The 25,713-nt window shown below is 33.6% G+C and carries 26 protein-coding genes; 11 read left to right on the forward strand and 15 right to left on the reverse strand.

The window, feature by feature from the left end; translation table 11 throughout:
• Positions 1 to 29: 29 nt before the first annotated feature.
• Positions 30 to 470, forward strand: coding sequence for a response regulator (locus FLACHUCJ7_RS16980; RefSeq protein ID WP_180909740.1), 441 nt, complete (start codon positions 30 to 32; stop codon positions 468 to 470).
• 180 nt (positions 471 to 650) lie between these two features.
• Here the strand turns inward: FLACHUCJ7_RS16980 and FLACHUCJ7_RS16985 are convergent, their stop codons facing one another.
• Positions 651 to 1,103 (reverse strand): hypothetical protein, encoded by a 453-nt coding sequence (locus tag FLACHUCJ7_RS16985; protein WP_078228058.1) that lies wholly within the window; start codon positions 1,101 to 1,103, stop codon positions 651 to 653.
• Positions 1,104 to 1,272: 169 nt separating this feature from the next.
• Positions 1,273 to 1,932 (reverse strand): hypothetical protein, encoded by a 660-nt coding sequence (locus FLACHUCJ7_RS16990; RefSeq protein ID WP_180909741.1) that lies wholly within the window; start codon positions 1,930 to 1,932, stop codon positions 1,273 to 1,275.
• 304 nt (positions 1,933 to 2,236) lie between these two features.
• Between FLACHUCJ7_RS16990 and FLACHUCJ7_RS16995 the strand changes: the two genes are divergently transcribed.
• On the forward strand, positions 2,237 to 2,431 hold the full coding sequence (locus FLACHUCJ7_RS16995) for a hypothetical protein (RefSeq protein WP_078228059.1): 195 nt from the start codon (positions 2,237 to 2,239) through the stop codon (positions 2,429 to 2,431).
• Between the two features lie 97 nt (positions 2,432 to 2,528).
• Here the strand turns inward: FLACHUCJ7_RS16995 and FLACHUCJ7_RS17000 are convergent, their stop codons facing one another.
• Genes FLACHUCJ7_RS17000 through FLACHUCJ7_RS17020 form a run of 5 tightly spaced genes read right to left on the reverse strand, consistent with a single transcriptional unit; the run spans position 2,529 to position 7,495 of the window.
• Positions 2,529 to 3,134 (reverse strand): nucleotidyltransferase family protein, encoded by a 606-nt coding sequence (locus FLACHUCJ7_RS17000; RefSeq protein WP_078228060.1) that lies wholly within the window; start codon positions 3,132 to 3,134, stop codon positions 2,529 to 2,531.
• A 10-nt stretch (positions 3,135 to 3,144) separates the two neighbouring features.
• Positions 3,145 to 4,152: an XdhC family protein gene (locus FLACHUCJ7_RS17005; protein ID WP_180909742.1), complete on the reverse strand. Its 1,008-nt coding sequence runs from the start codon at positions 4,150 to 4,152 to the stop codon at positions 3,145 to 3,147.
• A 58-nt stretch (positions 4,153 to 4,210) separates the two neighbouring features.
• Positions 4,211 to 6,373 (reverse strand): xanthine dehydrogenase family protein molybdopterin-binding subunit, encoded by a 2,163-nt coding sequence (locus FLACHUCJ7_RS17010; RefSeq protein ID WP_180909743.1) that lies wholly within the window; start codon positions 6,371 to 6,373, stop codon positions 4,211 to 4,213.
• Positions 6,374 to 6,399: 26 nt separating this feature from the next.
• The gene (locus FLACHUCJ7_RS17015) at positions 6,400 to 7,014 is read right to left on the reverse strand and encodes a hypothetical protein (protein ID WP_180909744.1); all 615 of its coding nucleotides are present in this window, start codon (positions 7,012 to 7,014) and stop codon (positions 6,400 to 6,402) included.
• Positions 7,015 to 7,027: 13 nt separating this feature from the next.
• The gene (locus FLACHUCJ7_RS17020; protein WP_078228064.1) at positions 7,028 to 7,495 is read right to left on the reverse strand and encodes a (2Fe-2S)-binding protein; all 468 of its coding nucleotides are present in this window, start codon (positions 7,493 to 7,495) and stop codon (positions 7,028 to 7,030) included.
• A gap of 262 nt (positions 7,496 to 7,757) precedes the next feature.
• On the opposite strand from FLACHUCJ7_RS17020, the gene FLACHUCJ7_RS17025 reads away from it, so the two are divergent.
• The 8 genes from FLACHUCJ7_RS17025 (at position 7,758) to FLACHUCJ7_RS17060 (ending at position 13,887) form a co-directional block, all read left to right on the forward strand.
• Positions 7,758 to 7,898, forward strand: coding sequence for a hypothetical protein (locus FLACHUCJ7_RS17025; RefSeq protein ID WP_180909745.1), 141 nt, complete (start codon positions 7,758 to 7,760; stop codon positions 7,896 to 7,898).
• A 97-nt stretch (positions 7,899 to 7,995) separates the two neighbouring features.
• Complete coding sequence (locus FLACHUCJ7_RS17030; protein WP_180909746.1) at positions 7,996 to 8,583, forward strand: TetR/AcrR family transcriptional regulator; 588 nt, start codon at positions 7,996 to 7,998, stop codon at positions 8,581 to 8,583.
• Positions 8,584 to 8,720: 137 nt separating this feature from the next.
• Positions 8,721 to 9,536: an SDR family NAD(P)-dependent oxidoreductase gene (locus FLACHUCJ7_RS17035; RefSeq protein WP_180909747.1), complete on the forward strand. Its 816-nt coding sequence runs from the start codon at positions 8,721 to 8,723 to the stop codon at positions 9,534 to 9,536.
• Between the two features lie 411 nt (positions 9,537 to 9,947).
• Complete coding sequence (gene kaiC, locus FLACHUCJ7_RS17040) at positions 9,948 to 11,618, forward strand: circadian clock protein KaiC (RefSeq protein ID WP_180909748.1); 1,671 nt, start codon at positions 9,948 to 9,950, stop codon at positions 11,616 to 11,618.
• A gap of 7 nt (positions 11,619 to 11,625) precedes the next feature.
• The gene (locus tag FLACHUCJ7_RS17045; protein ID WP_031456492.1) at positions 11,626 to 11,922 is read left to right on the forward strand and encodes a circadian clock KaiB family protein; all 297 of its coding nucleotides are present in this window, start codon (positions 11,626 to 11,628) and stop codon (positions 11,920 to 11,922) included.
• Positions 11,923 to 11,925: 3 nt separating this feature from the next.
• Positions 11,926 to 12,225: a circadian clock KaiB family protein gene (locus FLACHUCJ7_RS17050; RefSeq protein ID WP_031456493.1), complete on the forward strand. Its 300-nt coding sequence runs from the start codon at positions 11,926 to 11,928 to the stop codon at positions 12,223 to 12,225.
• 1 nt (position 12,226) lies between these two features.
• Positions 12,227 to 13,483, forward strand: a complete 1,257-nt coding sequence (locus tag FLACHUCJ7_RS17055; protein ID WP_180909749.1) for a sensor histidine kinase — start codon at positions 12,227 to 12,229, stop codon at positions 13,481 to 13,483.
• Positions 13,483 to 13,887 (forward strand): response regulator, encoded by a 405-nt coding sequence (locus tag FLACHUCJ7_RS17060; protein WP_180909750.1) that lies wholly within the window; start codon positions 13,483 to 13,485, stop codon positions 13,885 to 13,887. Before FLACHUCJ7_RS17055 ends, FLACHUCJ7_RS17060 begins: the two co-directional genes overlap by 1 nt.
• Positions 13,888 to 14,043: 156 nt before the next feature.
• On the opposite strand, the gene FLACHUCJ7_RS17065 is transcribed toward FLACHUCJ7_RS17060, so the two are convergent.
• Positions 14,044 to 14,397: a hypothetical protein gene (locus FLACHUCJ7_RS17065; protein WP_180909751.1), complete on the reverse strand. Its 354-nt coding sequence runs from the start codon at positions 14,395 to 14,397 to the stop codon at positions 14,044 to 14,046.
• Between the two features lie 211 nt (positions 14,398 to 14,608).
• Here FLACHUCJ7_RS17065 and FLACHUCJ7_RS17070 point away from each other — a divergent pair, with 211 nt between their 5' ends.
• On the forward strand, positions 14,609 to 15,016 hold the full coding sequence (locus FLACHUCJ7_RS17070; protein WP_180909752.1) for a helix-turn-helix domain-containing protein: 408 nt from the start codon (positions 14,609 to 14,611) through the stop codon (positions 15,014 to 15,016).
• Positions 15,017 to 15,125: 109 nt separating this feature from the next.
• Here the strand turns inward: FLACHUCJ7_RS17070 and FLACHUCJ7_RS17075 are convergent, their stop codons facing one another.
• From FLACHUCJ7_RS17075 to FLACHUCJ7_RS17105, 7 genes are all read right to left on the reverse strand, one after another.
• A complete protein-coding gene (locus tag FLACHUCJ7_RS17075; protein WP_180909753.1) occupies positions 15,126 to 15,902 on the reverse strand; it encodes a hypothetical protein in 777 nt (258 codons plus the stop codon).
• A gap of 353 nt (positions 15,903 to 16,255) precedes the next feature.
• Positions 16,256 to 18,910, reverse strand: a complete 2,655-nt coding sequence (locus FLACHUCJ7_RS17080; protein ID WP_180909754.1) for a restriction endonuclease — start codon at positions 18,908 to 18,910, stop codon at positions 16,256 to 16,258.
• Positions 18,910 to 19,212, reverse strand: coding sequence for a hypothetical protein (locus FLACHUCJ7_RS17085; RefSeq protein ID WP_180909755.1), 303 nt, complete (start codon positions 19,210 to 19,212; stop codon positions 18,910 to 18,912). The genes FLACHUCJ7_RS17080 and FLACHUCJ7_RS17085 overlap by 1 nt, the downstream gene beginning before the upstream one ends.
• A complete protein-coding gene (locus tag FLACHUCJ7_RS17090; RefSeq protein ID WP_180909756.1) occupies positions 19,209 to 19,877 on the reverse strand; it encodes a hypothetical protein in 669 nt (222 codons plus the stop codon). The genes FLACHUCJ7_RS17085 and FLACHUCJ7_RS17090 overlap by 4 nt, the downstream gene beginning before the upstream one ends.
• Positions 19,874 to 22,984: an Eco57I restriction-modification methylase domain-containing protein gene (locus tag FLACHUCJ7_RS17095; protein ID WP_180909757.1), complete on the reverse strand. Its 3,111-nt coding sequence runs from the start codon at positions 22,982 to 22,984 to the stop codon at positions 19,874 to 19,876. Before FLACHUCJ7_RS17095 ends, FLACHUCJ7_RS17090 begins: the two co-directional genes overlap by 4 nt.
• Before the next feature lie 11 nt (positions 22,985 to 22,995).
• Positions 22,996 to 24,936, reverse strand: coding sequence for a site-specific DNA-methyltransferase (locus FLACHUCJ7_RS17100; protein ID WP_180909758.1), 1,941 nt, complete (start codon positions 24,934 to 24,936; stop codon positions 22,996 to 22,998).
• Between the two features lie 3 nt (positions 24,937 to 24,939).
• On the reverse strand, positions 24,940 to 25,137 hold the full coding sequence (locus FLACHUCJ7_RS17105; protein ID WP_180909759.1) for a helix-turn-helix domain-containing protein: 198 nt from the start codon (positions 25,135 to 25,137) through the stop codon (positions 24,940 to 24,942).
• Positions 25,138 to 25,713: the final 576 nt, after the last annotated feature.

Genomic DNA, 25,713 nt, shown 5'->3' on the forward strand with positions numbered 1-25,713 from the left:
AAGGGAGAGAACAATCTAGTGATTAAAAAATGAAAAATAAATTGAACTGCGTTCTATTGATAGATGATGACTTTGCCACAAATTTTATTAATAAAAAGATCGTCCAGAAGGCAAATATAACAGAGCATATTCAAGTAGCATTAAACGGAAAAGAAGCTATTGACTACCTATGCAATAAAGGAAAATTTGAATCTCAGGAAACAATAAATCCACAACCTCAATTAGTTTTTTTGGATATTAATATGCCGGTAATGGATGGTTGGGAATTTATTAAAAGCTATAAAATTTTAGTATCTGATGAAAGAAAAAAAGAAATTAGAATCATAATGCTTACCAGTTCATTTAATCCGGCGGACAAAGCCAAAGCAGATACTATAGAAGAGATAGCAGATTACAGACAAAAAACTTTAAACGTCGCAATGCTCCATGAAGTTATAAAAAAGCACTTTCCAAATCAATCAGAAGAATAAAAAAGTCGTGGCGAAGTTTTTTAAATTTAACATATAAAAAAAGCCCAATTTCATAAAAAAAGAAATGGGCAATTTATAAATTATTCAACTCAATTCTAATGAATTGGTTTGATTAGTATTTTAGATTTTTAAAGTATTAACCTATCTTAAATTCTTAAATACAGAGAGGTTAAATCAATCTTACATTTCGTTCAAGTCATTGAACTCGTGTAATGATTTCAATGTACCTTCATAAAACAAAATTGCAGCGATTAGATTTGCCTTGTCTGAATAAGGCATCATTTTTCTCTGAAATTCTACTGTTGTATCTAAGAATGTTGTTGTACCAACTGCTTGGTTATCTAAGGTTTTCTTGTGTTCACTATCGTCTGGAATACCTAAATCAGACATGGTAACACCTGGTTTTGTAACTAATGCGATGTAAGGAAGCGTTTTTACTAAAACTTTAATACGCTCAATGTATAACTCCAAAAGTTCTCCTTTTTGCATACCGCTCAATTCTTTTTGATCATGGTATTTACGGATTAGAGCTGTTGTACTGATAATACTTCTTGGAGCATTTTTTGCCTGTGCTGAGATAGCACCAGTCGTCAAGAAAAATAGGATACTTAGTAAAATAATTTTGCTCTTCATTTTATGAATCTAATTGGTTGTTAATGAAAACAAAAGTATATAAATTAACTTTAATTGCAACTTTATTGTTTTCTTTTTTTTCTTTTTTTTGAAATTAGTACAGTATTTGTTTCTAAAGTATTGTGTAATAATGAATTGTATTCAATAAAAGAAATCTAAATATCTGTTATTAAAGGTTATTTTTTATTTCTTCATCCGGATTGATTATTCTAAAACGGCCAGGATACTTTTCCCATATACTTTTTTTGTTGCCATAATAATCCATAAATTCTTCGCAAACAAAAACGGCATGCGCTGTTGACCATGCTACAACACCACAAAATTCACTTCCGGACTGGCGCTTCAATTTTTGTATCTGTTTCCCTATTTCGAAACCTAAATATTTATAAATTGTTGGAGTGTACACTTCACCGTCTTCTAAATCTTCTAATGCTTTATCAAAAGTTGTTTCTTTATCAATAATTTGTTTGTATTTTGCCATTACAGCATATGTCAATATTGCATAGTCTATAATTTTTTCACTTTCGCAATTGTTTTTGATAAATACAAAACCAGCCGATTCTTTGGCTTTGCTTATTTCATCATTTTTTAGATGAAATGACGCATTATTTTTTAGGGTTATTTTTTTTAAACTATCATTTATTATTTCTGTTACATACAAGTTGTCTAATCCATAAACATTTAAAGAAGCTTTTATAAAAGCAATCGATGAGCAATTTGTGCGTTCACCTTGTTTAAAGCTTTCGAATATTTTATCTGAACTCAATTGAGAGTAAGAATTTGAATAGACAAACATTAAAAATAAAAATATTGAGGTAACAGCTTTCATTGACATTAATTTATAATTCTTTTCCAGGTAATTTTTGGAAAACAGACTTTACAAATCTATAAAAATCAAATCATAGTTGTTTTTTTACTTTTAACTTTTATAATAAAAATGCATAGATTGATCAAAAATAAATCGTAAGAATAGATTATAGAGCATTAAAGGAAAGTTCTCATAATAATATTTATTTAAATTTTCCTACTAAATCAAATTTAGTATAGTAATATTATATAATTTTCATAAATTATTTTGTAAGTTTTTATTTAATAGTTCAGGTAATTTTAATTAAATTTAAAACGATATATTTATGAATACAAATAATCAAAATCCGAAAAGCACTAAAAAAAGTGGTTCTGATACCCGAAGTGATATGAGAAAACATCAATATAAAGATCATGATGAAGTTTTAACAAACGATGAAAATTATGATGTTGATACTCATAAATTTAAAAAAGAAGAACCTGATTTCGATGATAAATTGAATAATCAGGAGAAAAAATAAAAAATAAAGACGTTTCAGATCCATAATCCGAAACGTTTTTTATTTACATACCTCCTAACCTATGTAAGGCTTGCCTTTAACAAATCACAAAATAAAATTATTCTGTTTTATTCAGGATTTTATGAAGTGCATGATAAGATTCAAACGTATCAATATCTATTATGTCATCTTTAGTTTCAACCTCTCTGACCTGACTTTTATTTTTCTTGATAATTTCTTTCGCTCCTTCATCACCAGATAATAACATAAGTTCCGGAAAATATTTACCCGGAAATAGAACCGGAACACCTTTATAATCCTCTTTTGCGGTAATAATAATCACATCTTCCCCTTTTTGATGAAGTTGCAGCATTGTGTTTAAATGAATATGCCCAATAAAAGGCTGATCGGCGAGTACAAATAGCACAGCGTTTACATCAGTATATTTTTGATTTATTTCTTCAACTGCAAGTGTTATAGAACTGCCCAAGCCCTTTTGCCAGTTTTCATTAATAAGTACATTGGTTTTAGAAAAGTTTATTTTTTCTATAATTTCATTTTGATACGCCCCCAGAACAGCAAAAAAAAGATCGGCATCGGTTAACAAAACATTTCTAATGATACTGCCCAATAAAGTTGAATTTCCCCATGGCAATAGTTGTTTTGATTTTCCCATTCTTTTGGCATTTCCTGCTGCTAATACCACTATGGCTGTCTGACTCATCAATTATGATTTAGGAATGAATAGCACTATTTTTATATTTTAAAGATATTGGCTCTTCTTTCCGTACAACAGAAAGTATCTCAGCAATAATACTAATGGCAATTTCCTGAGGAGTTTCTGCCCCAATACTAATACCCGATGGACCATAAGTAACATCCAGAAGGCTTTCATTATAAGAATCAGTAAATTCAAAAAAATCGTTTAATATTTGATTTCGTCTTTTAACCGGACCAAGAAGCCCAAGATATGCAGGCTGTGTATTTTTTAATCCTGTAAGAAACTTTAAATCGGTTGAGTAACTGTGAGTCATTAACATAACAGCCGTTTCACTGTCAATAGAAATAGAATCAATTTCTTCCGGCAGCAGATGTAAAACCTGATTTGCACCCGGAAAATTAGCAATCGTTTTAGAATCTTTTATTGATGCTATAATTGTAATTTGCCAGCCCGTTAAAGAGGCAAATTGACATAATTGAACTGCATCATGTTCTGATCCAATGATAATTAAATGAAAGCGTGGTTGAAGAATTTGTGTGTAAGCCGGCAATGTTTTATCTAATTGGATATTGGAAAAAACAAAGTTTCTTCCTTCAAAATGAAATTCGGAACCCAAACCGGGTTGAATTCCCTCTGTTTTAGTGTAAAAAGATTCAATTTGCAGAGTTTGCCTTTTTTTTACAACGGTCTCTAAAGCATCCAACACAGCTGCATCAGGAGAAAAAGGTTCCAAAAGAATATACAGAATACCTTCGCATCCCAATCTATATCTCCCATCATAAATCATAATCTTAGCTTTGTTATCCAAAAATACAGATTGAGATTGTTTGAGAATTTCATTTTCAACACATCCTCCGCTTACAGCTCCAACCATTGTATCATTTTCAAAAATAAGCATACGAACACCCGGTCTTCTGTACGAGGAGCCTTCAATTGCGACAACTGTAGCCATAACGCTTTTGAGTCCTATTGCCTGGGCTAAAATGTACGATTCTTTTAACTTTAATAATTCGTGCATCATACTTTAATCCTTTTTTGAAATAATTTTGCCTTGAACATCTAAATTGTTGCTAATTGATTTAAACTGTTTTTAGGCTAAAAGGCAAAGTTCTGATTCGTTTTCCTGTCAAATCAAATATGGCATTGGTTAATGCCGGGGCAAAAGGAGGCAGTGCCGGTTCTCCCACTCCCCCAGCATCTTCCTCATTATCTATGATGTGTACTTCGATTAAAGGAATTTCATTAATACGGGGCATTGGATAATCATAAAAATTATGCTGCTCAACAATATTTTCTTTAAAGGTAATCTGATGAGTAGTTGCCGCACCCAGCCCCATGACAATAGAGCCTTCAACCTGTGCATGAATGATATCCGGATTTACATACCAGCCACAATCCATGACAGCCCAGACTTTATCTATTTTTACACCGCCATCAGCGTTTTTGGAAACTTTTACAACCTGCCCTACTGTTGAGTTAAAACATTCTGTAATAGCGACACCATATCCTTCATTTTTTTTACGGTTTTTCCAGCCAGAAACTTCCTCCATTCTATCAATTAATTTTTGACAGCGCTCTTCCTGTAAATGTTCGCGGCGAAAAGTTAACGGATCTTTTCCTGCTTCATGCGCCATTTCATCGATGAAACTTTCATAGGCAAATCCGTTTGTGGAGGCATATACAGATCTCCAGAAGCTTGTTGGAATACTCGTCTCAAAAAGAACATCTGAAATGCTTATGTTTTTAATACTTTCATAATAAGGTTTTAAGAATCCTTCGCTGGTACTTCCATTTGGTTTGTTCTTTGGTGCTCCGCTCCAGTGACCATTATTTTGGCCTGCCATCCTGAATTTCAAGGCATCAATTTTTCCATTCGAAATAGTTCCTTCGCAGCGGTAAGAAATTCCCGGACGAAATGGCCCTAATGTAGCATCATCTTCACGCGTCCAGACAATCTGAACCGGACCGCCAATTTCCTTTGAAACTGCGACAGCCTCATATGGATAATCGTTCATGGCTTTACGTCCGAACCCCCCGCCCAGAAAAGTCATATTTACAATCACTTTCTCTTTATCTATTCCAAACTTTTTGCTTATGTAATCCTGAACCCAGCCAGGTGCTTGTATTGGTCCCCAAATTTCAACCGAATCGCCCTTGTGATGGGCAATACAATTTATGGGCTCCATTGCGGCGTGTGACTGATAAGGGGTTTGATAGATTACGTCTAATTTCTTATCTGTTTTTGATAATATTTCTGTTGGATTTCCCTGCGTTTTTAGCGACATTCCTTCTTCTGTTTTTAGAAGATTGTTTTGCGTTTCGAATATCTCAGGCGTACTCCAGTGTTTAAAACCGCTGCTGTCCCACTCTACTTTTAATTGTTTTCTGCCCTCAAGAGCTGCCCAGGTTGAAGTAGCAACAACGGCAACACCTTCACGTATGTGCTCATAATATCCCATTTTAACCTTAAAAACGCGTTTCACACCCGGAATTTTTAATGCGGCAGTTGCATTAAAACTTTTAACTTTTCCAAAATAACGTGGATCGCGTTCTACCGAAGCAAAGAGCATTCCCGGAATTCTCGTGTCAAGTCCAAAAATTAACACACCATTGGTTTTAAGTGGTGTGTCAATTCTTTTAAGTGGCTTTCTAATTAATTTATATTCAGATATTTTCTTCAGCTTTGGTTCTTTTGGAGTTTCCAGTTTTGAGGCTGCTTCAGCAAGTTCTCCATAATGTAATTTTTTCCCTGATGGTTTGTGAATTACGTGTCCGGATTCGGCATAACAATCGGTTACGGGAACATTCCATTTTGTTGCTGCGGCCGTAATAAGCATTTCACGTGCTGCAGCACTTAATTTAAGCAGTTTTTTATAAGCAGAACGAATAGTTGAACTTCCTCCGGTAATTTGTCCTCCATATTTTTTTTCGTTACCAATGGCAAAGATGACGTTGATATCTTTCATGTCAACTTCGAGTTCTTCGGCTACAATTTGCGGTACCGACTGATAGGAACCCTGCCCCATTTCTGCCCTGTGGTTTACAATAGTCACTTTTCCTGACGGATTGATAATAATCCAGGGGCATAATTCGATTTCTGAATCATTTAGTTCAGAAGGACGTACCACCACCGGCGCGCCATTTGCAGGAAAGTAAAAACCAAGGCAAAGTGCAGCACCACCTAATCCGGTAAGTTTCAGGAAATTTCGTCTTGTAGTATCTATGTTGTTATTTTGAGTCATCGGATAATCATTAAATTAAGGCAATACTATTTTGCAGGAGCATACGCACCTGTTTGCAGCCACGTAATCCAGGCTTTTTTAAACTGTGCATGCGTTAAAGGCGGAACCGTTCTTCCTTTTCCCATGTTCCATCCCGCTTTTACCAAACCATCATCTGCATGCGCTATAAGTTTTTGCAGATCCTTATGTCCGTTAAGTTTTGGATTTACCAATTGTTTAGCGAGTTCGTGAGCCGTTTTTCCTTCAAATACCATTTTCATATCAGCTGGGGGTAAATGCCAGTCTGGATTTCCCGGTGGTGTATGCAGTCCGGGGCTGTTTGAGGATTGATGGCAGTTAGCACATTTCATTGCATACACCCCCTTTCCGTCTTTGCCGCGTTTGGGCTGCATGCTGTGAATAACGCTATTATCTCCCTGAAGCGGAATGTCTCCTTTTGGATGGCAATTGACGCAACGCGGACTCATCAAAACTTTATATACTTGTTTAAATGCTGCTACGGATGCGACGCTGTCTTTTTTTATCGGTACGATGGAAACATATTCTTTTTCTACAATCCGATTATTCGAAACAGTAAATGCAAGTCCAATACCGGAAGCTAACATTATGGCTATCAATATAAATTTTATTTTTGTTGACATAGTTTTTTATCTATCAGATTTTATTTTTCTCCTGCATTTGTGAAGCCAAATGTATCGCTTTACGTATTCGTGGATAAGTACCGCATCTGCAGATGTTTCCGGCCATGGCATCGTCTATATCCTGATCTGTCGGATTTGGATTTTCCCGAAGAAGTACCGCTGCCGACATGATTTGTCCTGAATGGCAATATCCGCATTGAGGCACGTCGATTTCCTGCCAGGCTTTTTGCGCCGGATGATCGTTATCTTTAGATAATCCTTCAATAGTTACTACATTTTTACCTTTTGCACGACTCATTTTGGTCACACAGGAGCGAACTGCTTCACCATCCAAATGCACTACACAGGCTCCGCATTGCGCGACGCCACAGCCAAATTTTGTACCGGTTAGCCCCAAAGTATCACGAATTGCCCAAAGGAGCGGCATATCCGGACTGACATCCAAATTCTCTGTTTTGCCGTTTACAGTTAGTTGTATCATATTATAGTCTTATTTTTAAGATTAACAATTACCCGATTTTAAGCAGGCAATTTTCGTTTCCTAATTTACAAAAAAAATAAAAACGACTGAATATGGATTACTATTTGGCATTGTTCTAAAAAAGTTTTAAAAAAATTACTTTATATAAACTATTAGCGATTTTATTGTAATTATCTGATAATAATATAATTAAATATTGTAAAAGTATAAGTATTTGGTTGTCATCAGTTTTAGATTTGTAAAACAACTTAAAAATCGGGCTATGAACATTTCACATCATAAATCCAACGTAGAGGAAAGTGCCAGAACATCTGCAAAAAAAACGAACAGCAAGTCGACTTCATCAAGAGCCAATGAAAAATCAAGCATTGAAACGCGAAAATCTATACGGATTATAAAATAATTTGGAAATAAATGATACTAAATTTGCGTAAATGACCAATCGGTCATATATTTGCATTGTAATTCTTTTAAAATAGAACAAAGAAAGAACAATCATCATGGCAAAAGGCGAAGAAACCAGACAATTCATCATAGAAAAAGCAGCTCCCATTTTTAATACCAAAGGGATTGCCGCAACAGCTATGAGTGATATTATGGAAGCCACAAAGTTGTCTAAAGGAAGTATGTACGTTCATTTTGAAAACAAGGAAGTTCTTGCCTGTGCAGCTGTAGATTATAATATGAAAGTTTTAGGTGATAAACTGATGGCCAAAATCAGCAAATGCAAAACAGCGAAAGAAGAATTGTTTACTTATATAGATTTTTTTAGTAATGCTGTAAATCCGCCGCTTACTGGTGGGTGTCCTTTGTTAAATTTTGGTACAGAAGCAGATGATACCAATCCTGTTATAAAAGAAAAAATAAATAAGGGAATTAATAGCAATCAGCAGTTATTGGAAACCATTATTAAGAAAGGAATCGCAAACAGTGAATTCAAAACCGACTGGAATGGAGTAGATTTTGCTACCGTAATGGTTGCCATGATGGAAGGTGGCCACCTTATGTCGAGAATGTCAGGAAACAATGATAAGATGAATGTAGTCGCAAATACCCTAAAATCAATAGTAGAGGAAAACAGCCTCTAATTTTTTTACTTAAAAAATGACCTTTCGGTCACTTATTGAATAAAAAAACAATATCAATGGCAAAAATCAATGATAAATAGCAATGGTAAAATCAATAGTAATAAATCAATAAAATAATTTAATAAAAAATAAACATTATGTCGTCAAAAACAATTTTAATTTCAGGAGCATCAAAAGGATTTGGAAGAGCCTGGACAGAAGCATTTTTAGAAAAAGGATATCAGGTAGCTGCTACAGCCAGAAATATCGATTCATTAGCTGATTTAAAAGCACAGTACGGAGATGCTGTTTTACCTTTAAAACTGGATGTAAATAATCGCGCCGACTCGTTTGCTGTGGTTGAAAAAGTACATCAGCATTTTGGAAAAATTGATATACTAATCAACAATGCAGGTTATGCTTTAAATGGTGCCGTAGAAGAAGCAAGCGAAGAAGAAGCAAGAGCGCAGTTTGAAACCAATTTCTTCGGAACTTTATGGTTAACGCAAGCCGTTTTGCCAATTATGAGAAAGCAGCAAAGCGGCCATATCATTCAGGTTTCTTCTATTTTGGGAATCGCCGCTTTACCTGTTTTAGGACTTTACAATGCATCAAAATTTGCCGTTGAAGGCCTTACTGAAACGTTGGCTTCTGAAGTAAAGCAATTTGGTATCAACGTAACCCTTGTTGAACCAAACGGTTATGCTACTGATATCTGGGGTCATGGATTCAACAGCAAAAGCATCGATGCTTATGACGGACTTAAAAAAGCCATTGCAGAAGGACATGATCCTGATACTTTCGGAAAAACAAGTGCTACAGTTCCGGCGATCATTAAATTGGTTGAAGCTGAAACTCCTCCTCTACGCTTATTTTTAGGAAAAGTTGCTTTTCCATTAGCAAAACAAGTCTATGAACAAAAACTTGCCACCTGGGAAGAATGGGCTGATGTTTCTGTTGCAGCACACGGATAATTTCTTTTCTTTTTTAGATTAATAAAAACGAGACTGTTTCTTTGGAAGAGACAGTCTCGTTTTTTATGGGAACTCATTTCCGCTTTTGGTTATATTTTTTTTGAGCTGGTGAAAAACCTTTTCTAAAAAAAGATACCCTTCTGTCGGCACAGGCACCAGTTTTCAAAAAATATTTATCAAAACCCAAACTTCATTATCTAACTAGAACTTTTATTGCATAGCCCATATCCGAAAATCATTTTCTTAACAAAGTTTAAGATTTCACCATATATTTAATTTATATGCAATAAATACCATGTATTCCCTAAAATCATTTGTATTTTATGTAAACAGCTGTTAAATCTTTAATAAATATTAATTATTAATTATGGAAGAAACCGTATATTTGAGATACACAGAATATTTAGAAGCATGCAAGAAAAATCAAAAATACATAGTTTTATATTTCCCAAAATACCTACAGGAGTAGATGGATTGGACGAAATTACAGATGGTGGTTTCCCAAAAGGACGCCCAACATTAATCTGTGGCGGAGCCGGTTGTGGAAAAACATTGTTATCAATGCAGTTCCTTATTAAAGGAATTACAGAGTATAAAGAACCCGGAGTTTTCATGTCTTTCGAAGAACCTTCGGATGATCTTACTTTAAACGTAAAATCTCTTGGATTTGACCTCGAAAAGCTGAAAGCTGAAAAAAAACTCGTTGTAGATCATGTGAGAGTTGAAAGATCAGAAATTGAAGAAGCCGGCGAATATGATCTTGATGGTTTATTTATCCGATTAGGACACGCTATCGACTCCATAAAAGCGAAACGCGTTGTATTGGATACCATAGAATCCCTTTTTGCGGGTCTTGACAATCAGGCTATTCTTAGAGCTGAATTGCGACGGTTGTTTCACTGGCTTAAAACAAAAGGTGTAACGGCTATCATTACGGGAGAACGCGGCGAAGCAACCCTAACCCGCCAGGGATTAGAAGAATATGTTTCGGATTGTGTGATTGTACTGGATCATCGTGTTATCGAGCAGGTTTCTACCAGAAGATTACGAATTGTAAAATACAGAGGATCAACACATGGCACAAACGAATATCCATTTTTAATTGACGAAGACGGAATTTCAGTATTGCCCATTACCTCACTAAAACTGGATAACGAAGTTTCTTCAGAAGTCATTTCTACCGGTGTTCCCGGATTAAACGAAATGTTTCAGGGCGGTGGATTTTATCGTGGCAGCAATATATTAGTATCCGGTACAGCGGGAACAGCCAAAACTACGATTGGATGTTATTTCGCGAACGAGCAATGTAAAAATAAGGAGAAAACAATCTATTTTGCATTTGAGGAATCGCCACATCAGCTGGTCCGAAATATGAGATCGATTGGTATTGACCTGGATGTACACATCAAAAAAGGATTACTGCAAATTCATTCGGCACGACCATCTTTAAATGGTCTTGAACTGCATTTGCTTACACTAAGAAAATTAATCAGGGAATTCAAACCAACGACTATAATCATTGATCCAATAAGCAATTTGATCTCTGTAGGAAGTGAACACGAAGTTCGTTCGATGCTCGTTAGGCTGATTGATATGCTAAAAGCACACAATATAACAGCCTTATTTACGTCTTTAAACAAACAAACGGATAATTTCAGACCTGACCTGGCAGAAGAATCGGTTTCTTCTTTGGTAGATACCTGGATTACCGTTCGGGATATGGAAGGCATTGGAGAAAGAAACCGGGGTATTTTTATTATCAAGGCAAGAGGAATGGGACATTCGAATCAGGTAAGGGAATTTGTAATCAACAATAATGGTATAGAACTATTGGATGTTGAATTAGGACCAAATGGAATCCTGACAGGTGCTGCACGACAAACCTACAGATTCAAAAAAACGGTATCCGATATTAAGCTTCAAAACGAAATCAGCAGAAAAGACAGGGAAATTGCCCGTAAGCGTAAAGTTTTGGAAGCCAATATAGAAGCACTTAAGAATGAATTCGAATCTGCTGAAGAAGAACTTAGTATTCTAAGGGCAACAGAAGAATTACAGGCGAAATTGTCTTCTAAAAAATAACAGTATTATGAAAAAAGAAGTTGTAGCCGAATGGCAATTATTACTCTATATAGCCGGACAAACGCCAAAATCAATTAAAGCGCTTGAGAATATAAAAAAATATGCCGAAATACATTTGAAAGGGATATACAGCATCGAAATCATTGATTTGCTTAAAAGCCCGCAATTGGCAGAAGGGGATCAGATTTTGGCAGTACCAACGCTGGTACGCAAATTTCCTGAGCCTATTCGTAAAATAATAGGTGACCTCTCTAATGAAGAAAGAGTGCTTGTAGGACTTAATATTAAACCTATAATTGCATAAAACATGGAAGATTCATCTGATGGCCCGGTCACAACCAAACATACATTTACTCTTTTCGTTTCAGGCATGTCTGTAAAATCAGGTTATGCTATTGAAAATCTACGAAAGATTTGTGATACTTATCTCGTAGATAATTACGAAGTAGAAATTATTGATATCAGCCGAGACAAAGAGCAGGCTGTGATTCATCAAATTGTAGCGATACCTACGCTGATTAAAACAGGTCCGGAACCGAGAAGAATCATTTTAGGAGATTTGTCAGATACAGAAAAGGTATTAACAATACTTAATATAAGGGGATAATTTGAAAGACAAAGATAAAAATATCGACACATTGCTGGCAGAAATTGCTGCATTAAAGGAAGAACTTTTTGAGTCAAATAGTATTGTAAATGCTATAAAACAAGGAGATGTCGATGCATTGGTTGTACACAACAACGGAGTTCCTCAGCTTTATTCGCTGGAAACGGCCGACTATACTTACAGGCTTCTTATCGAAAAGTTCAGGCAGGGTGCATTAAGTATTTCCAGAGATGGTCTTATATTGTATTGTAATGATTATTTCTCCAAACTCACCGGGATATCATCAGAAATGATTATAGGAACGTATCTCCATGAATATTTTGATAATCCTGCACAATTTGTTCAGCTTATCGAAGCGATGAAATACGGTATTACGACCCATGAAATACTTCTTAAATCAGAATCCGGTAAAAAAACATTTCCGGCTTACATCGCTTTAACAGATCTTGAACCGGCGGTTGAAGCTATCGGAATCGTAATTACCGATTTAACCGAAAAGAAAAAGCATGAAGGAGCACTCATTCAGCATCAATCAGAATTAGAGGAAAAAATTACCGAATTAAACAGGATTAACAGAAATCTCAAGGAATTCATACACGTAATATCCCATGATCTCAAAGAACCGCTGCGTAAAATTGTGATGCACAGTGAACGGATTCAGGGAAATAATCTTACAGAAACAGATGCCAAATCCATGAGCGTTATGAAACTGTCTGCCTTGCGATTGAATTCGCTTATAGATGATTTGGTACAATATTCGTCGCACACCGCACAGCTGGAACGTACAGAGGTTGATTTAAATTCAGTTATTTCAGAAGTTGTCGATGATCTCGAAATTAGCATTACGGATAAAAACGCCCAAATTAAAATGAGCAAACTACCCGTCATACAAGCGTCGAGGGTACAAATGCGGCAGCTATTTGCTAATTTGATTACCAATGCTATCAAGTACAGCAAAGCAGATACTCCCCCACTCATTCAGATTTATCAGGATGATAATATTAACACTGATATTCCGAATCAAAACACTAAATTTGTTAAGATTAAGATCAAAGACAACGGTATCGGAATGGAGTCCGGTCACCTGCTTAAAATTTTCACTATTTTTCAGCGTCTGCATGCCAAAAACGAATACTCAGGAAACGGTATCGGTCTTGCAATTTGTAAAAAAATTATGGAAAACCATTCAGGTACTATCACGGTCGAAAGTACGCCCAATGAAGGCACCACATTTAATCTTTATTTTCCAATTTTATAATGACAGAAAAGTATAACCTACATATTATTATTGCCGAAGATGACAATGATGACGCAGATGTTATTTTTGATACTTTTACCCAAAATCCTAATTTTAGAAAAGTAAGTCTCGTTGCCAATGGCGAAGAACTTTTAAATTTCCTGAAAGACACTTCTACTGAAACTCCTGATGTTATCCTGACCGACATTAATATGCCTATTCTGGATGGCATCGAAGCTCTACAGGAAATACTGACTACCAATGAATTAATGGATATTCCGTGCTTTGTCTATTCTACAAGTATCAATCCATCCTACAAAGAAAAATGCGACCTGATGGGTGTAAAAGCCTACCTGATCAAACCCTACTCTTTCGAAGCTTTTGCCGAAATTCCAAAGACGATTCTGGGCATTATCGCTGATTAAAAATAATATGAAAACGAGATTTTTTCTTTTAGAGAGAATCTCGTTTTTTTTAGGAGCTGATTATTTCGTCAGCCGCTATCGGGGCTAAGGCAATTATTTTCATAAGATGTATTTGATTATTTTGCGTTAAAATAGTGTGATACATGATTTTTAGATTTAATTGGTTTCCTTATTTCGCATTAGGTCATGATCTTCAGGAAATAATGCATTCATTTCATTTAGAAGTTCAAATTCATCAATTGGAAATAACTGCAGGGCAACTCCCAGTATTAGCCTAACATCAATTGTCTGGCTCTCAATAGTACGTGGAATTTCAGCCGAATCCTGATCCAAAGCTACCATGCATAACTTCATAAGGTTTCTAATAATCGCGGCAAGTTCAAAATAATTGGATACTCTAATTTCTGCCGTATACAAACCGTTTTTATCCCCGGCTGGTTTTAAGGTTCTCAAGCAGCTGTTTGTTAATCTCCTGATCGCTTCAATGTTTTCAATTTCATCTGTTTTCATACTCTTCTGATTAGTAGGTTAGTTTAAACGTTGGATTCATAATTTTTACTTTTTAGTTGGTACTTGTCCTAATAATTGTATTTTTGTTTAACACAGCACAAGTAAGCGATACATTGTACCGTACCGAACTAATGGAAATTGTATCTTACCAAAGCGGACTTGTGTTTTACCGAAACAGCAAAATTTCAGGAATTTTAAATATCTTTGAGCTATGAGTACAGCCACAAAACCAAAACATATTGGAAGAAATATAAGCCGCATCAGAGAGCTTAGAGGAATGAAACAGGAAGCACTTGCCGCTGCGATTGGTGTGAGCCAGCAGTCTGTTTCTAATATTGAAGGAAGTGAAATTGTTGATGACGAAAAACTGAATGCTATTGCAGAAGTTTTAGGTGTTTCTTCGGAAGCAATTAAAAATTATAGTGATGAAGCAATATTTAATATTATTGGTAATACCTATCACAATACTAGCAGTGATAATTCTACATTGATTGCAAGTTCATTGAATTATCAACCAAATTTTAATACAGTAGAGAAAATTGTTGAATTATACGAGCGTTTAGTTCAAGCGGAGAAAGATAAGGTTGAGTATTTGGAGAAAATATTAAAAGGGAAATAATCTTATTAAGATATATTAATTCTAAAAAGAGACTTTCGAGTCTCTTTTCTTTTAGGACTAATTTCATAACTTAAAATTTTATTAGAAAAATATCCCTATTTGACATGCATTATGTTTCCATTACCTTTCCTATTATATAAATAGCTTCTTCACCAACTTTGTCCAAATCAGTATGAACTTTTCTTAGAAAATAAAACAGTGCAAAATTATTCATTGGAAAACTTACAAATATATATTCATTAGGTTTATTAAAAAAATTAAAATGAGGTTTAGCTGTATTAAATAGCACAATGGAATTTAATCTATTGATTTTACTTTTTACAGTAATTCTACGCTGTGAGTTACGGAGAAAGGAAAATGCTTTTAATGGATTTAATTCCATAAAATGACGCATGTGAGCAAGTGGTAGAATTCCCCAAAGAGGATCATATTCAGTATTTGCATATTTTAGATACACTTTTCTACATTCATAAACTTGTAACTTATAATCTAATATCTCACACCATCGAATAATATTATATAAATCCTCGTCGCTAAAAAGATTTAGGGTTTCTGACTTTTTGAAAATTTTAATCATTTCACTTTCTATCGGAGCTAATATTGAGTTGTTACAAATTGCACAAGTAGGCACTACAGCTTTATTGTATGTCTGTATTTGTTTATTAGTACTAGATATAAAAGTAATATTTGTGTTTTTTTCGAAGACCCATTTTGGTAATACATGTTCTTTCGTAATTTTTGTAGTTGATAAACAAAATACACAAATTTCATCTTTTGCTTTTATTGTTATAGGATGAAATCTGTAAAAAACATCTTCAGCGATTTCTACACCAAACCTTCTCAGATTTACTCTCAAATGTTTAAATTTAGAATCAATTTCATTCATACCTTTTGATTTTGGCTTAACTCGTTTTATATTTTAAAGTTTTCAACAAAAGCCATATCAGGTGAATATTAAGCTTTTTAACGTGTTTCCATTGGCTCATCACAAATAAATGAAAAAAAGCATGAATATCTATTTGTTTTTAATCAGTACGACAATAAGAGAATAGGATTCATTTGGAAACATTTGCAGTCCCTTAAGATATAATTAAGAATATTTGTCTTGAAGGATATAAGATCCGTTGTTTATGAGCTTGTTTTCTTTTAGTCAAGCCTTCTTTTGACAAAAAAATAGAAGATCTTAAGTCGAGATTTACCTTACTCGACTTAAGAATCTATATACTTTCTTCCATCGGCTTAATTTATTAACTGTCCAACTTTATTCACTACCTTATATTCTAAATCTTCAAATTCTTCAAAATGCGCTTTTCCGCATTTAATTTTCATTTGTTCATCTGCGCTTAGTTTTGACAAGTCAACTTGTGCTGTTCCGGTATCTTTTGTTTCAGCTACAAAATAAATTTTTTGCTCGTCTTCAAATATCAATGCCCAATCAGGATTATAATTCCCTATGGGCGTCGGTATTTTAAACCAATTTGGTAATTTGAAATAGAATTTTATTTGCTCACTCGTTTCACAATCTTTAGCAAATTTGCTTTCCACTCCTGAATCTAGAGGCACGAATTCGTCATAGATAGTTTTAGATGAGTCGGAAACTTTAAATGAAAAGTCGTTCAAATACACTTCCAACTCCTGAGCTTCAAATAAAGCCATTTCGTAGTCCGTGCCACCAATCTTTTGATATTTGATTCCGTCAATCATTAAATTATATAAAGTACGCTTTATGGCTTGCGTAGCCAAGTCTAAAAATAGTTGAGGGTTGATAATAACGTCTTTAATTCTTCCTGATTGACTCAATATTGCTTCAATTGTAGAACGTGTCAGTTCTGTTTTGCTTTGAATATAGCCCAACACGTCAGGGATTTTCCAAGAATAGCCTCCGTAAGATTCTATTTTCTCTCCAACATAATTTGTACCTACACCTTCAGTCGTCATTGTGATTCCAATTTTTGTGGAGCGAATAGAAGGTGATTTAATTTCAGGTAAATCTTTAATTGCTTTTGCAGTCAAAGTTATTAACTCGTCTGTTTTGTAATCTACTCTATAAGTAGTTTTCTTTTTCAGTTTTCCCCAAATTTCTAAGAATTTAGGATCGGCTTCAAAACCTTTGCGATACTTGATTGCTGTTCTTGTTTGTTTATTTTTGATTCTACCTGTAAATGATACTCCGCAATCATCTTCAATTTCTTGTTGTAGGGCTTTTGCAAAATCATCATAGGATTCATTAGCAATAATAGTCAGTCGGTTAATATTTTGATCATAGGTTCTTTTTCCAGTTTGGTCAACTGCCAAACGCAAACCTCTACCAATTTCCTGACGTTTTTTAATATCTGACTTCGTTTCATTCAAGGTGCAAATTTGAAATACATTTGGATTGTCCCAACCTTCCCGAAGTGCAGAATGAGAAAAAATGAAACGTAAAGAATTTTCTAATCCTAACAGTTTTTCTTTGTCTTTCATTATCAAACTATAAGTATCATCATCTGCTTTGGTTTCGCCCGAAGTGTCTTTAAAAGTACCTTTTTTGTCCTGCGAGAAATAGCCGTTATGAGTTTCATCAACAGAGAATCTGTCTAACTCTTTAAAAGCTGGTTTTGAAATATATTCTTGATAGATTTCTTCAAACCATTCTGCGAATTTTCCTTTTACAGGATTTCCTGTTGCATCATAACTGCGGTAATTTGCAACCTTGTCAATAAAGAACAGAGATAAAACTTTAACGCCTAATTTGTTCAGGCGTTTTTCTTTCTTTAAATGTTCTTCAATTGTTTTACGTATTTGGAACTTCATTATTTCATCCGTTAAATCGCCTTGACTATCACCTTTGTACAAGAGATTTCCGTTGGAAATTGAAATACATTGGTTTAAAGCGTCAATTTCTTCGATGATATAGCCATCTGCATATATTTCTCTTTCATTGGAAAGTTTGTATAAATCATCGCCTACTTTAACAGTAATTGTTTTCTTCTTTACTCCATTATTTTCATTGCTATTTATGGCAACTTTCGCAGTTACTTTTGTCTTCGTAGCAGTTATGGATTCCACAGAAACAAAAGCATCATTATAGGCATTTTCCTCAATGATAGAATCTACCTCAATTTGTTTAACTAATCCTAAATCATAAGCCTTTACAGGGGTTAAACTGTAAGTAAGGTTGTATTGATTTTTATGGGTTGCCGAATAGCGAAGCGTACAAAGGGCTTGTAAGTTATCTATGGCTGTAATACGCTTTTCAGTTTCCATATTTTGCGGTTCGTCCACAATCACAATAGGGTGTGTAGCCTGAATAAACTCAACTGGCTTTTGTCCGTTTAGCTTGTCATTAGGCTTATTTATGATATTTTCATCCTTAGCAAAAGAATCAATATTTATAACTAAAACTTCAATATTGTTTGTAGTTGCAAAACCTCTTAAAGTAGAAACTTTTGTACTGTCATAAACCTGAAAATTAACAGGAACATTGTCGTAAAGTGTTTGAAAATGCTCGTGCGTAATTTCCAGATTCTTTAAAACACCTTCACGAATAGCCACCGACGGCACAACAATGACAAATTTTTTGAAATCGTACAAATTATTCAGTTCATAAATTGTACGCAGATATACATATGTTTTACCTGTTCCGGTTTCCATTTCTACAGAAAAGTGCATACCATCCAAATTATCCGAAACCTTAATTTCGTTATTTGCCTGTATGCCTTGCAAATTTGAAAGAATTTGGCTTTCTGATAAAATCAGATTATTACTGACGCCATTTATCAAGTTTAAAGTACCTTTTTCTTTTAGGTCAAATTCCAAAATAGAATCTTCCAACGGTTGTCCTTCAAATAAATCTGTGATGGCTTTTATAGCATCTTGTTGGTATTGAAGATTGGATTCAAATGTTAGTTTCATTATATTTTAAATTTCCACAATTCTTTTGAATCGTTACTATCTATTGAATTTAATTTAATTTTATCAGATTGGCTACAAATGAAACGTATCCTATCTTCTGTCAAGTTATTATGACTTGCTATAGCTCTAGTTGAGCGCCATTCTGGTGTTGAATGTTTTTTTAACCAATTCTCAACACGGCTCGTATGACATGATGTTAAAATACATTGTCGTATTAATTCCGCAACCCATATCACTAAACCGGCGATAGCCCCCCCGACACCACCAATAATTATTCCTTCTATAATAGTTATTTTGTTCATGATTTTATGTTTTGCGAAAAATTAAACATTAAGTGATAAAGAACTATGCTATCTTCTGACACATTGTGACAGGAACAATAGGAAAAGTCAAAATCTGTTAGAATTTCTCTGTACTGCAAGTTTTGTGTTGTATTTGCTTCTAAAAAATTATTTGCTAACAGATTATTGATTGAAACTACATTTGTGTTTATATCCATTGGATCTATCACAAAGCCAATCATCCCATTTGTTTTATAGTGGGTTGAATAAGTGGTTGAAGCAAATCTATACATTCCGTCTTTGATATATTTTGCATTTAAACCCGTTTTACCAGTAAGGTTAATATTATTAAGCCTCTTACATTCAATAATGTAATATGCACTTGTGTCCTGAAAAGTATTTAGTGTCTGAATTTTTAAATCAGTTCTACCTATACTTCTATCTTCAGGAACTTCCCTATCAAACAGGTAGTCAGTTAGTTTTATCTTTTTTCTGATAGAATTGTCTTTTAGGTAATTTATCAATAGTACATCTCTAATATTATTTTCATCATTCGTTAGCGATACATTGTCAGCAATCATTAAATTATAGCAAATAATGATTTTTGAAAGTATATCTTCAAATTCAGCATTATAGAAAACACCATTATATTCATAGCCAGAGGCATTTAGTTCTGTAAATATCATATACCTTTCCTCCCTGCTTTAAGAATGGCATCAGCAAACTCATTTACATCTAAATAACCAATGGCTTTGTGCCAAAGTCGCTTTTCATTCGGTTTAAAAATATAGAAATATTCTTTTTCAAATCCTCTTATGTCTTTCTGAACAAATAGTTTATCTGTTACTTTTTCAGAACTTATTTTTGTAAGAAGTGATAAGATTTCCCAATCGTTTTCTTGCTTATCCACCCATACTATAGCATTTTTGAAAGAGGAGACAGGAACTAATTTAAAAAACATTCCTACAATTTGATTGGTATGCCAAATTTCTACAACAAATTTTTTATCTTCCTTTTCTAATTTTGATTTAAAACGTTCTACAAAAATGGATGCATAATTTTTAAGAATTTCATCATTCATATCAATTGTTGAAAATAATAAATTTTTACTATCATCATTTCCAACTATCAAATTCAGATTGATTTCCAAAGCATAATTAATCAAGGATAATTCAATATCATCTAATTCTAATTTCTCATAAATGGATTTATTTATGTTATTTAATTCAGTATTTACAGTGTTTTCTAAATTATGAATTTTATGATTGTCAATTAGTATTTCTTGTGTCTCTGAATAAATTTGCTGTTTAGCTTTCTCAATTTTCTTAATTCTGTCGCTTGCATTTATTTCAAGATAAGGTAAACTAAATTTATTATAATTTTGAACTTGCTCTCTTTCGATTCCAATAGAAACAAAGGTATTTATGGCATAATATGCAAATAGATTTGATGAAAAAACAGCAGAAATATCAGATAATACTGATATTCCATTTTCATTCAACGGCTTGATTGATGTAATACCATCTTTAAAAATCATATCTTTTCTTGCAATAGAATTCTTAACAGTAAGAGTAGTCATATCAAGACCTTTCCTTGTTAGTAGCATTGGAGCTTGGTAAATTCTTACATCTTTAATAAGATCAATTTTTTCCTTTTCTAATAAATCTTCTTTTTTATAATCTATAAAAAAGGATTGAATTGCATTTGTTTTTATAAATGGTATATTTTCAATTCCAGATGTGTCTTTTGGAATATCCAAAGCTTTAGATCTGCTATGGAAGCCTGTTGCATAAATATAATTTCTTTTATCGCCAATAATTTCCTTTATAGTAAGAAAACCCTCTTTTAATCTTCTTACAAAATTGAAATCCAAATAAGAACCATATACTAACACTTTCCATAACCAATCAAATTCTTTTAATTTGTCTTGCTGTATTTGCTTATAATCACTTCGATTTATCGTAAATATTTTAAATAAAGAGAAAAATCTGCTTTGTTTTAATGAAACATGATTTACAATATTTCTATCTGTGTTTACTCCATTTGCATAACGATAAAAAATTACGGCAGCAGGTGCTACAGCAGGTTTATTTGATTTCTCAAATACTTCATATCTTACTGGTGCTAACTCAAATACTTTATCGATAAAATATTCTTCAAGCAAATATTGCCTGAAGACACTACGCTCTTCTTTATTGTAGCCCAAATTATACAAACTTCTACTTCCTATAATGAATGCAATTTGTGTTTGACTGTTACAAAAGTCACTTACTCTTAAAACAAATCCTTCAGCTATTTCATTGTTATTAATCGCTATATTAAACTTCTTTTTTAAAGGCTTCTCGTCATTCTTTCTCTGCTTTAAATAGCTTTTACCTAGATCATTCATTCCATTTCCTTTCCAAGGAGGATTACCTAAAATAAAATCAAACTCAATATCTTTAAATTGGCTATTAAATGTAGCATTTACATCAAAAAAATCTGCTTCAAAGAAATTCGTATTAAAAAGTATTGGAAACTTAAAAGTCTCTATTGCAGGAGGCTCTAAATAATCCAATAAAGTAAGATAAATTGAAAATACAGCAACTTGCACAGCACTTAAATCTTTATCAACACCGTAGATATTTTCTTTAGCTAAATTTTTTATAGCTGTTTTGAATTTCTCATCCCTAACTTTTATGCCAGTATCAGTAATATACTTTTCAATAATTTTTCGAAGTGTTTCTACAAGGAAAATTCCAGAACCGCAAGCTGGATCAAGTACTTTGCAATAGGAATAATTGCCAGGTTTATTCAATAAAATTTCATTTAATTGAACATCTAATTTACTAGTATCTGACAAATGTTTTTCTACAGTTTCTTTCAGAATGTAATCCACTAAAAAAAGCGGTGTATAGTATGCACCCTCTTCTTTTTGATTGTCCTTGCCTATGAACATTTCATAGACATTACTAATAAATTCAATCGGTATAATAGAAAAATCGTATAATTCAAAGAGTGACGGCTGATTCTTCGCAATATCAAAACCTAACAATAATCGTTTTAATACTTGATAATCGTTTTTTCCGACTTGTTGATATTCGCTTGCTGATAATGGAAATAAATCACCATTAAAACCTTTCTCTTTATCTTCTATATATTCAAAAAATGCTTGTATCTTTTCTGGATCATCTAATAGATCACAAAACTCTGGGTTAGTCCAAGTGCGTGATTTACCATCAAATTTCATTTTAACTTTTCGGTCGATTAAATATCTAACAAAAATAATTTTGCCTAAAAGTGCATTAATAAGTTTGGCTCTTTTCTCATTGCCTTCAACAAGAATTTCACGTGCTGCTTGAATGTTTTGAAGCAAATGATAATCTACTCGGTTTTTATAATCTAATTGTTCCTTATATTGCTCCCAAGTTCTTCCAGTTACTAATTCAAAGTAGCTGAAATTTGTAAGCTTGTCACTATTTCCTAATTTTTCTAATGATTTATTTTCTGTTAAATAATTGAATCCATTAAAAATTTCAACAGTGCCATTGTCAATGAAAATAGCAATCGGACATTCATTAAAATTCCAAATAGCCTCGTGTAATTCAGATTTGTTTTCTCTGTTTTCAAAAAACAATATCATAGGTTTATTATCAAACACAAAAATAGCATCAGGCTCAATTTTGCGTTCAATTAATCTTTTTACCCTATTTGGAAAAGAAGTTTCGGTTTTCCATTTATTCTCTTTTGTGAGGAAAAGACCATTTTCCTTACTTATACCGAGCTTCGAAAATATTTCATTTAAATTTTTCATTTGCTCTTGTTTTATATTGTTTTAAACTCAATACCAGCATCTTTCATTTGAAGCACAGTGTTGGTTTTTAGCTGGTCATTGTCTTTAAACAGTTTGTCTAAGGCAATTACTTTGACCGGCTTTTCAGCAATTACGGAATCAATAATTTCTTGAGAAGCTTTTTCTAATAGTAATGCCAATTCAATACCGTTAATTTTATAAAAATTGTCTTTCTTTTCAATATTGCTGTTTAAATCCTTACCACTTTTTAGTAGCAATTCATAAACCATATTTTCAATGGTTGCAGATTCAGAAATAGGGTCAATAAACAATTTCATTTGCTCGGCAAGTGCTTGTGTATCTTTACCTTCAATTTGTTGCCATTGTTTGAAATTACTGTCATCTAATTTTAAAACTTTAAACGCTAAATCTTGTCCCTTTAATTGCTCAATTTTGGTTTTCAGGTTTCCAACTTCGGTTTTATTTTCTTCTGTTGGTAATTCGCCTTGCAGTTTTTTGATTACAGCTTCTATATTTTTGATTTCTACTATAATTTCTTCTTGTATTTTCTTTCCAGCTCTGCGGATGCGTTCTTTAGAAATATCTGCTATAGTTTTGTATCCAGCTTTGTATGCTTCACTCTTTTCTTCACATAGTTCAGGTAATTGTACAGAAATACTTTTTCGGTTCCCTCCGTCTTCTTTATTTAAAGCCATCACTGCATGAGCAGTAGTGCCGCTACCTGCAAAAAAGTCAAGAATAATATCATTGATATTAGAACCAATTTTAAATATCTTTGTTAATAAACGTGTTGGTTTTGGTGTATCAAAAGGTGTTTTGCTTCCAAATAATGCACTTACTTCTTTATTCGCTTCATCATTATGCCCAACTTCATCAAATGCCCACCATGTAATTGGAACAACTCCTTGTTGCACCTCATTAAGGTATCTTTTTAACTGAGGTGCGCCTTTTCCATCCTTTCCAAAATAAATTCGGTTTTCAGAAAGCCATTTATTCATTGTTTCTTTATTAGCCCTCCAAGAACTACCTTCGGCTGGGTAAAATTCTTCTCCTGTGTTTGGATTTACAATTGGGAAAACAGCAGTTTTTGAAAAAGATTTTACCAATAAATCACCAGTTCTCCACAATCCTTTACCATCCCCGTCATCATTTTTGTAAGGTTTATTTACTTCATCTGTACGAGGTAGTAAGTTTCTATTAAAACTATCACTTTTTTGAAACGAAATTATGTAATCATGGGTCGTTGAAAAACCTTTTGAATCATTTGTTGCAGCATATTTTTTCTGCCAAACAATACTTGCTACAAAATTCTCTTCCCCAAAAATCTCATTCATCAAAAGTCGCAGATTATATACCTCATTATCATCAATAGAAACGAAAATTACTCCATCTTGTCTTAATAGATTTTTAGCCAAATACAAACGAGGCATCATCATATTGAGCCAATTACTGTGATACTGCCCATTTTCTTTGCTGTTCTTTTTGAACATGCCATCTTTGGTCATATAGCCATCTTCATCTTTGTCACCTACACGTTTTTCATAGTCGGCTTTGGTTTCAGAGAATTTGTCGGGATATATAAAAGAATCGTTTCCCGTGTTGTATGGCGGGTCAATGTAAATCATTTTCACCTTACCAAAATAGCTTTTCTGTAGTACTTTCAGAACTTCTAAATTTTCACCTTCAATAAAAAGGTTTTCGGTTTTGTCAAAATCTACACTTTCATCTTTCGCAGGAATCAATGTTTTAGTTGTTGGAGTCTGTAATATCTTAAAAGCATCACTTTTTCCAGCCCAATTCAAAACGTAACGTTCATTAGAGAAATTGATATTTTCTCCAATTGTAGCTTTTAATTTTTCCCAATCTAATTTTCCTTCGCTAAATGCTTCAGGCAATACCTGTCTCAATGTGTTGAGTTTTTCTTGTTCGGTTGTCAGACTTGTTCCGTCCATATTCTAGTATGCTTTTCTTTCAATTAATAATATTGCGACTTCAACGTCAAGGATTTCAGCAATCTTGTATAAGTCTTCAATACTTGGTTGTCTTCTATTTTTGGCATACGAGTTTACCATATTGTAGCTCTTGCCCAATTGTTCAGCCAACCATTTTTGTTTAATTCCCTTTTGTTCTAAAACGTCTTTTATTCGATTCATTGCGGAACTTGTTTTATCGTCGTCAAAAGTAATAATAAACATTTAATATCTCATTAAATGGGTATTTAAATTATCATTCTATGTGGGTATAAATCTAAAAAGTTTGCACAAGAAAAGCGGGTTAGGCATGAATTAATTATCTTTTCCGTTGATAGCTTTTCTTCTTCTTGATCTGTTTAGCAAACTGCTCTTCTTGGTAATCCTCGCTCTGTGCATCGGGCGATAGACTGAACAATTCCAAATCAGAATTAATAAAATGCTCCAGCGATATCCTAAACACTGGTGCTGGTTTGCAACGAGGACTTCCTTAAATTAAACGGTAAATTTTAACATTTGTAACGCGGTTCATTAAAATAAAATTCTTACAAAGCTATTTTTACATAAAACAATTATCTAAAAGCCGCATTGCAAACGCTTTATTTCGTTATTATAAGTAAATCTAAGGTACTCGTTGCAAACGAACACCAGACTTAACTAGATTTTCTTACAATCACAAAATCTTCCATTCCATATTTATAATCTCCCTTTCCTCCTAATAAAAAAATTGCTCAACATCCTTACACTTCGTACTTTTGC

The organism is Flavobacterium salmonis (assembly GCF_903819435.1).
GTDB lineage: Bacteria > Bacteroidota > Bacteroidia > Flavobacteriales > Flavobacteriaceae > Flavobacterium > Flavobacterium chungangense.

Coding starts and splice junctions, on each gene's coding strand:
- FLACHUCJ7_RS16980 (WP_180909740.1), top strand. CDS start 30: ATGAAAAATAAATTGAACTGCGTTCTATTGATAGATGATGACTTTGCC.
- FLACHUCJ7_RS16985 (WP_078228058.1), bottom strand. CDS start 1,103: ATGAAGAGCAAAATTATTTTACTAAGTATCCTATTTTTCTTGACGACT.
- FLACHUCJ7_RS16990 (WP_180909741.1), bottom strand. CDS start 1,932: ATGAAAGCTGTTACCTCAATATTTTTATTTTTAATGTTTGTCTATTCA.
- FLACHUCJ7_RS16995 (WP_078228059.1), top strand. CDS start 2,237: ATGAATACAAATAATCAAAATCCGAAAAGCACTAAAAAAAGTGGTTCT.
- FLACHUCJ7_RS17000 (WP_078228060.1), bottom strand. CDS start 3,134: ATGAGTCAGACAGCCATAGTGGTATTAGCAGCAGGAAATGCCAAAAGA.
- FLACHUCJ7_RS17005 (WP_180909742.1), bottom strand. CDS start 4,152: ATGATGCACGAATTATTAAAGTTAAAAGAATCGTACATTTTAGCCCAG.
- FLACHUCJ7_RS17010 (WP_180909743.1), bottom strand. CDS start 6,373: ATGACTCAAAATAACAACATAGATACTACAAGACGAAATTTCCTGAAA.
- FLACHUCJ7_RS17015 (WP_180909744.1), bottom strand. CDS start 7,014: ATGTCAACAAAAATAAAATTTATATTGATAGCCATAATGTTAGCTTCC.
- FLACHUCJ7_RS17020 (WP_078228064.1), bottom strand. CDS start 7,495: ATGATACAACTAACTGTAAACGGCAAAACAGAGAATTTGGATGTCAGT.
- FLACHUCJ7_RS17025 (WP_180909745.1), top strand. CDS start 7,758: ATGAACATTTCACATCATAAATCCAACGTAGAGGAAAGTGCCAGAACA.
- FLACHUCJ7_RS17030 (WP_180909746.1), top strand. CDS start 7,996: ATGGCAAAAGGCGAAGAAACCAGACAATTCATCATAGAAAAAGCAGCT.
- FLACHUCJ7_RS17035 (WP_180909747.1), top strand. CDS start 8,721: ATGTCGTCAAAAACAATTTTAATTTCAGGAGCATCAAAAGGATTTGGA.
- kaiC (WP_180909748.1), top strand. CDS start 9,948: ATGCAAGAAAAATCAAAAATACATAGTTTTATATTTCCCAAAATACCT.
- FLACHUCJ7_RS17045 (WP_031456492.1), top strand. CDS start 11,626: ATGAAAAAAGAAGTTGTAGCCGAATGGCAATTATTACTCTATATAGCC.
- FLACHUCJ7_RS17050 (WP_031456493.1), top strand. CDS start 11,926: ATGGAAGATTCATCTGATGGCCCGGTCACAACCAAACATACATTTACT.
- FLACHUCJ7_RS17060 (WP_180909750.1), top strand. CDS start 13,483: ATGACAGAAAAGTATAACCTACATATTATTATTGCCGAAGATGACAAT.
- FLACHUCJ7_RS17065 (WP_180909751.1), bottom strand. CDS start 14,397: ATGAAAACAGATGAAATTGAAAACATTGAAGCGATCAGGAGATTAACA.
- FLACHUCJ7_RS17070 (WP_180909752.1), top strand. CDS start 14,609: ATGAGTACAGCCACAAAACCAAAACATATTGGAAGAAATATAAGCCGC.
- FLACHUCJ7_RS17075 (WP_180909753.1), bottom strand. CDS start 15,902: ATGAATGAAATTGATTCTAAATTTAAACATTTGAGAGTAAATCTGAGA.
- FLACHUCJ7_RS17080 (WP_180909754.1), bottom strand. CDS start 18,910: ATGAAACTAACATTTGAATCCAATCTTCAATACCAACAAGATGCTATA.
- FLACHUCJ7_RS17085 (WP_180909755.1), bottom strand. CDS start 19,212: ATGAACAAAATAACTATTATAGAAGGAATAATTATTGGTGGTGTCGGG.
- FLACHUCJ7_RS17090 (WP_180909756.1), bottom strand. CDS start 19,877: ATGATATTTACAGAACTAAATGCCTCTGGCTATGAATATAATGGTGTT.
- FLACHUCJ7_RS17095 (WP_180909757.1), bottom strand. CDS start 22,984: ATGAAAAATTTAAATGAAATATTTTCGAAGCTCGGTATAAGTAAGGAA.
- FLACHUCJ7_RS17100 (WP_180909758.1), bottom strand. CDS start 24,936: ATGGACGGAACAAGTCTGACAACCGAACAAGAAAAACTCAACACATTG.
- FLACHUCJ7_RS17105 (WP_180909759.1), bottom strand. CDS start 25,137: ATGAATCGAATAAAAGACGTTTTAGAACAAAAGGGAATTAAACAAAAA.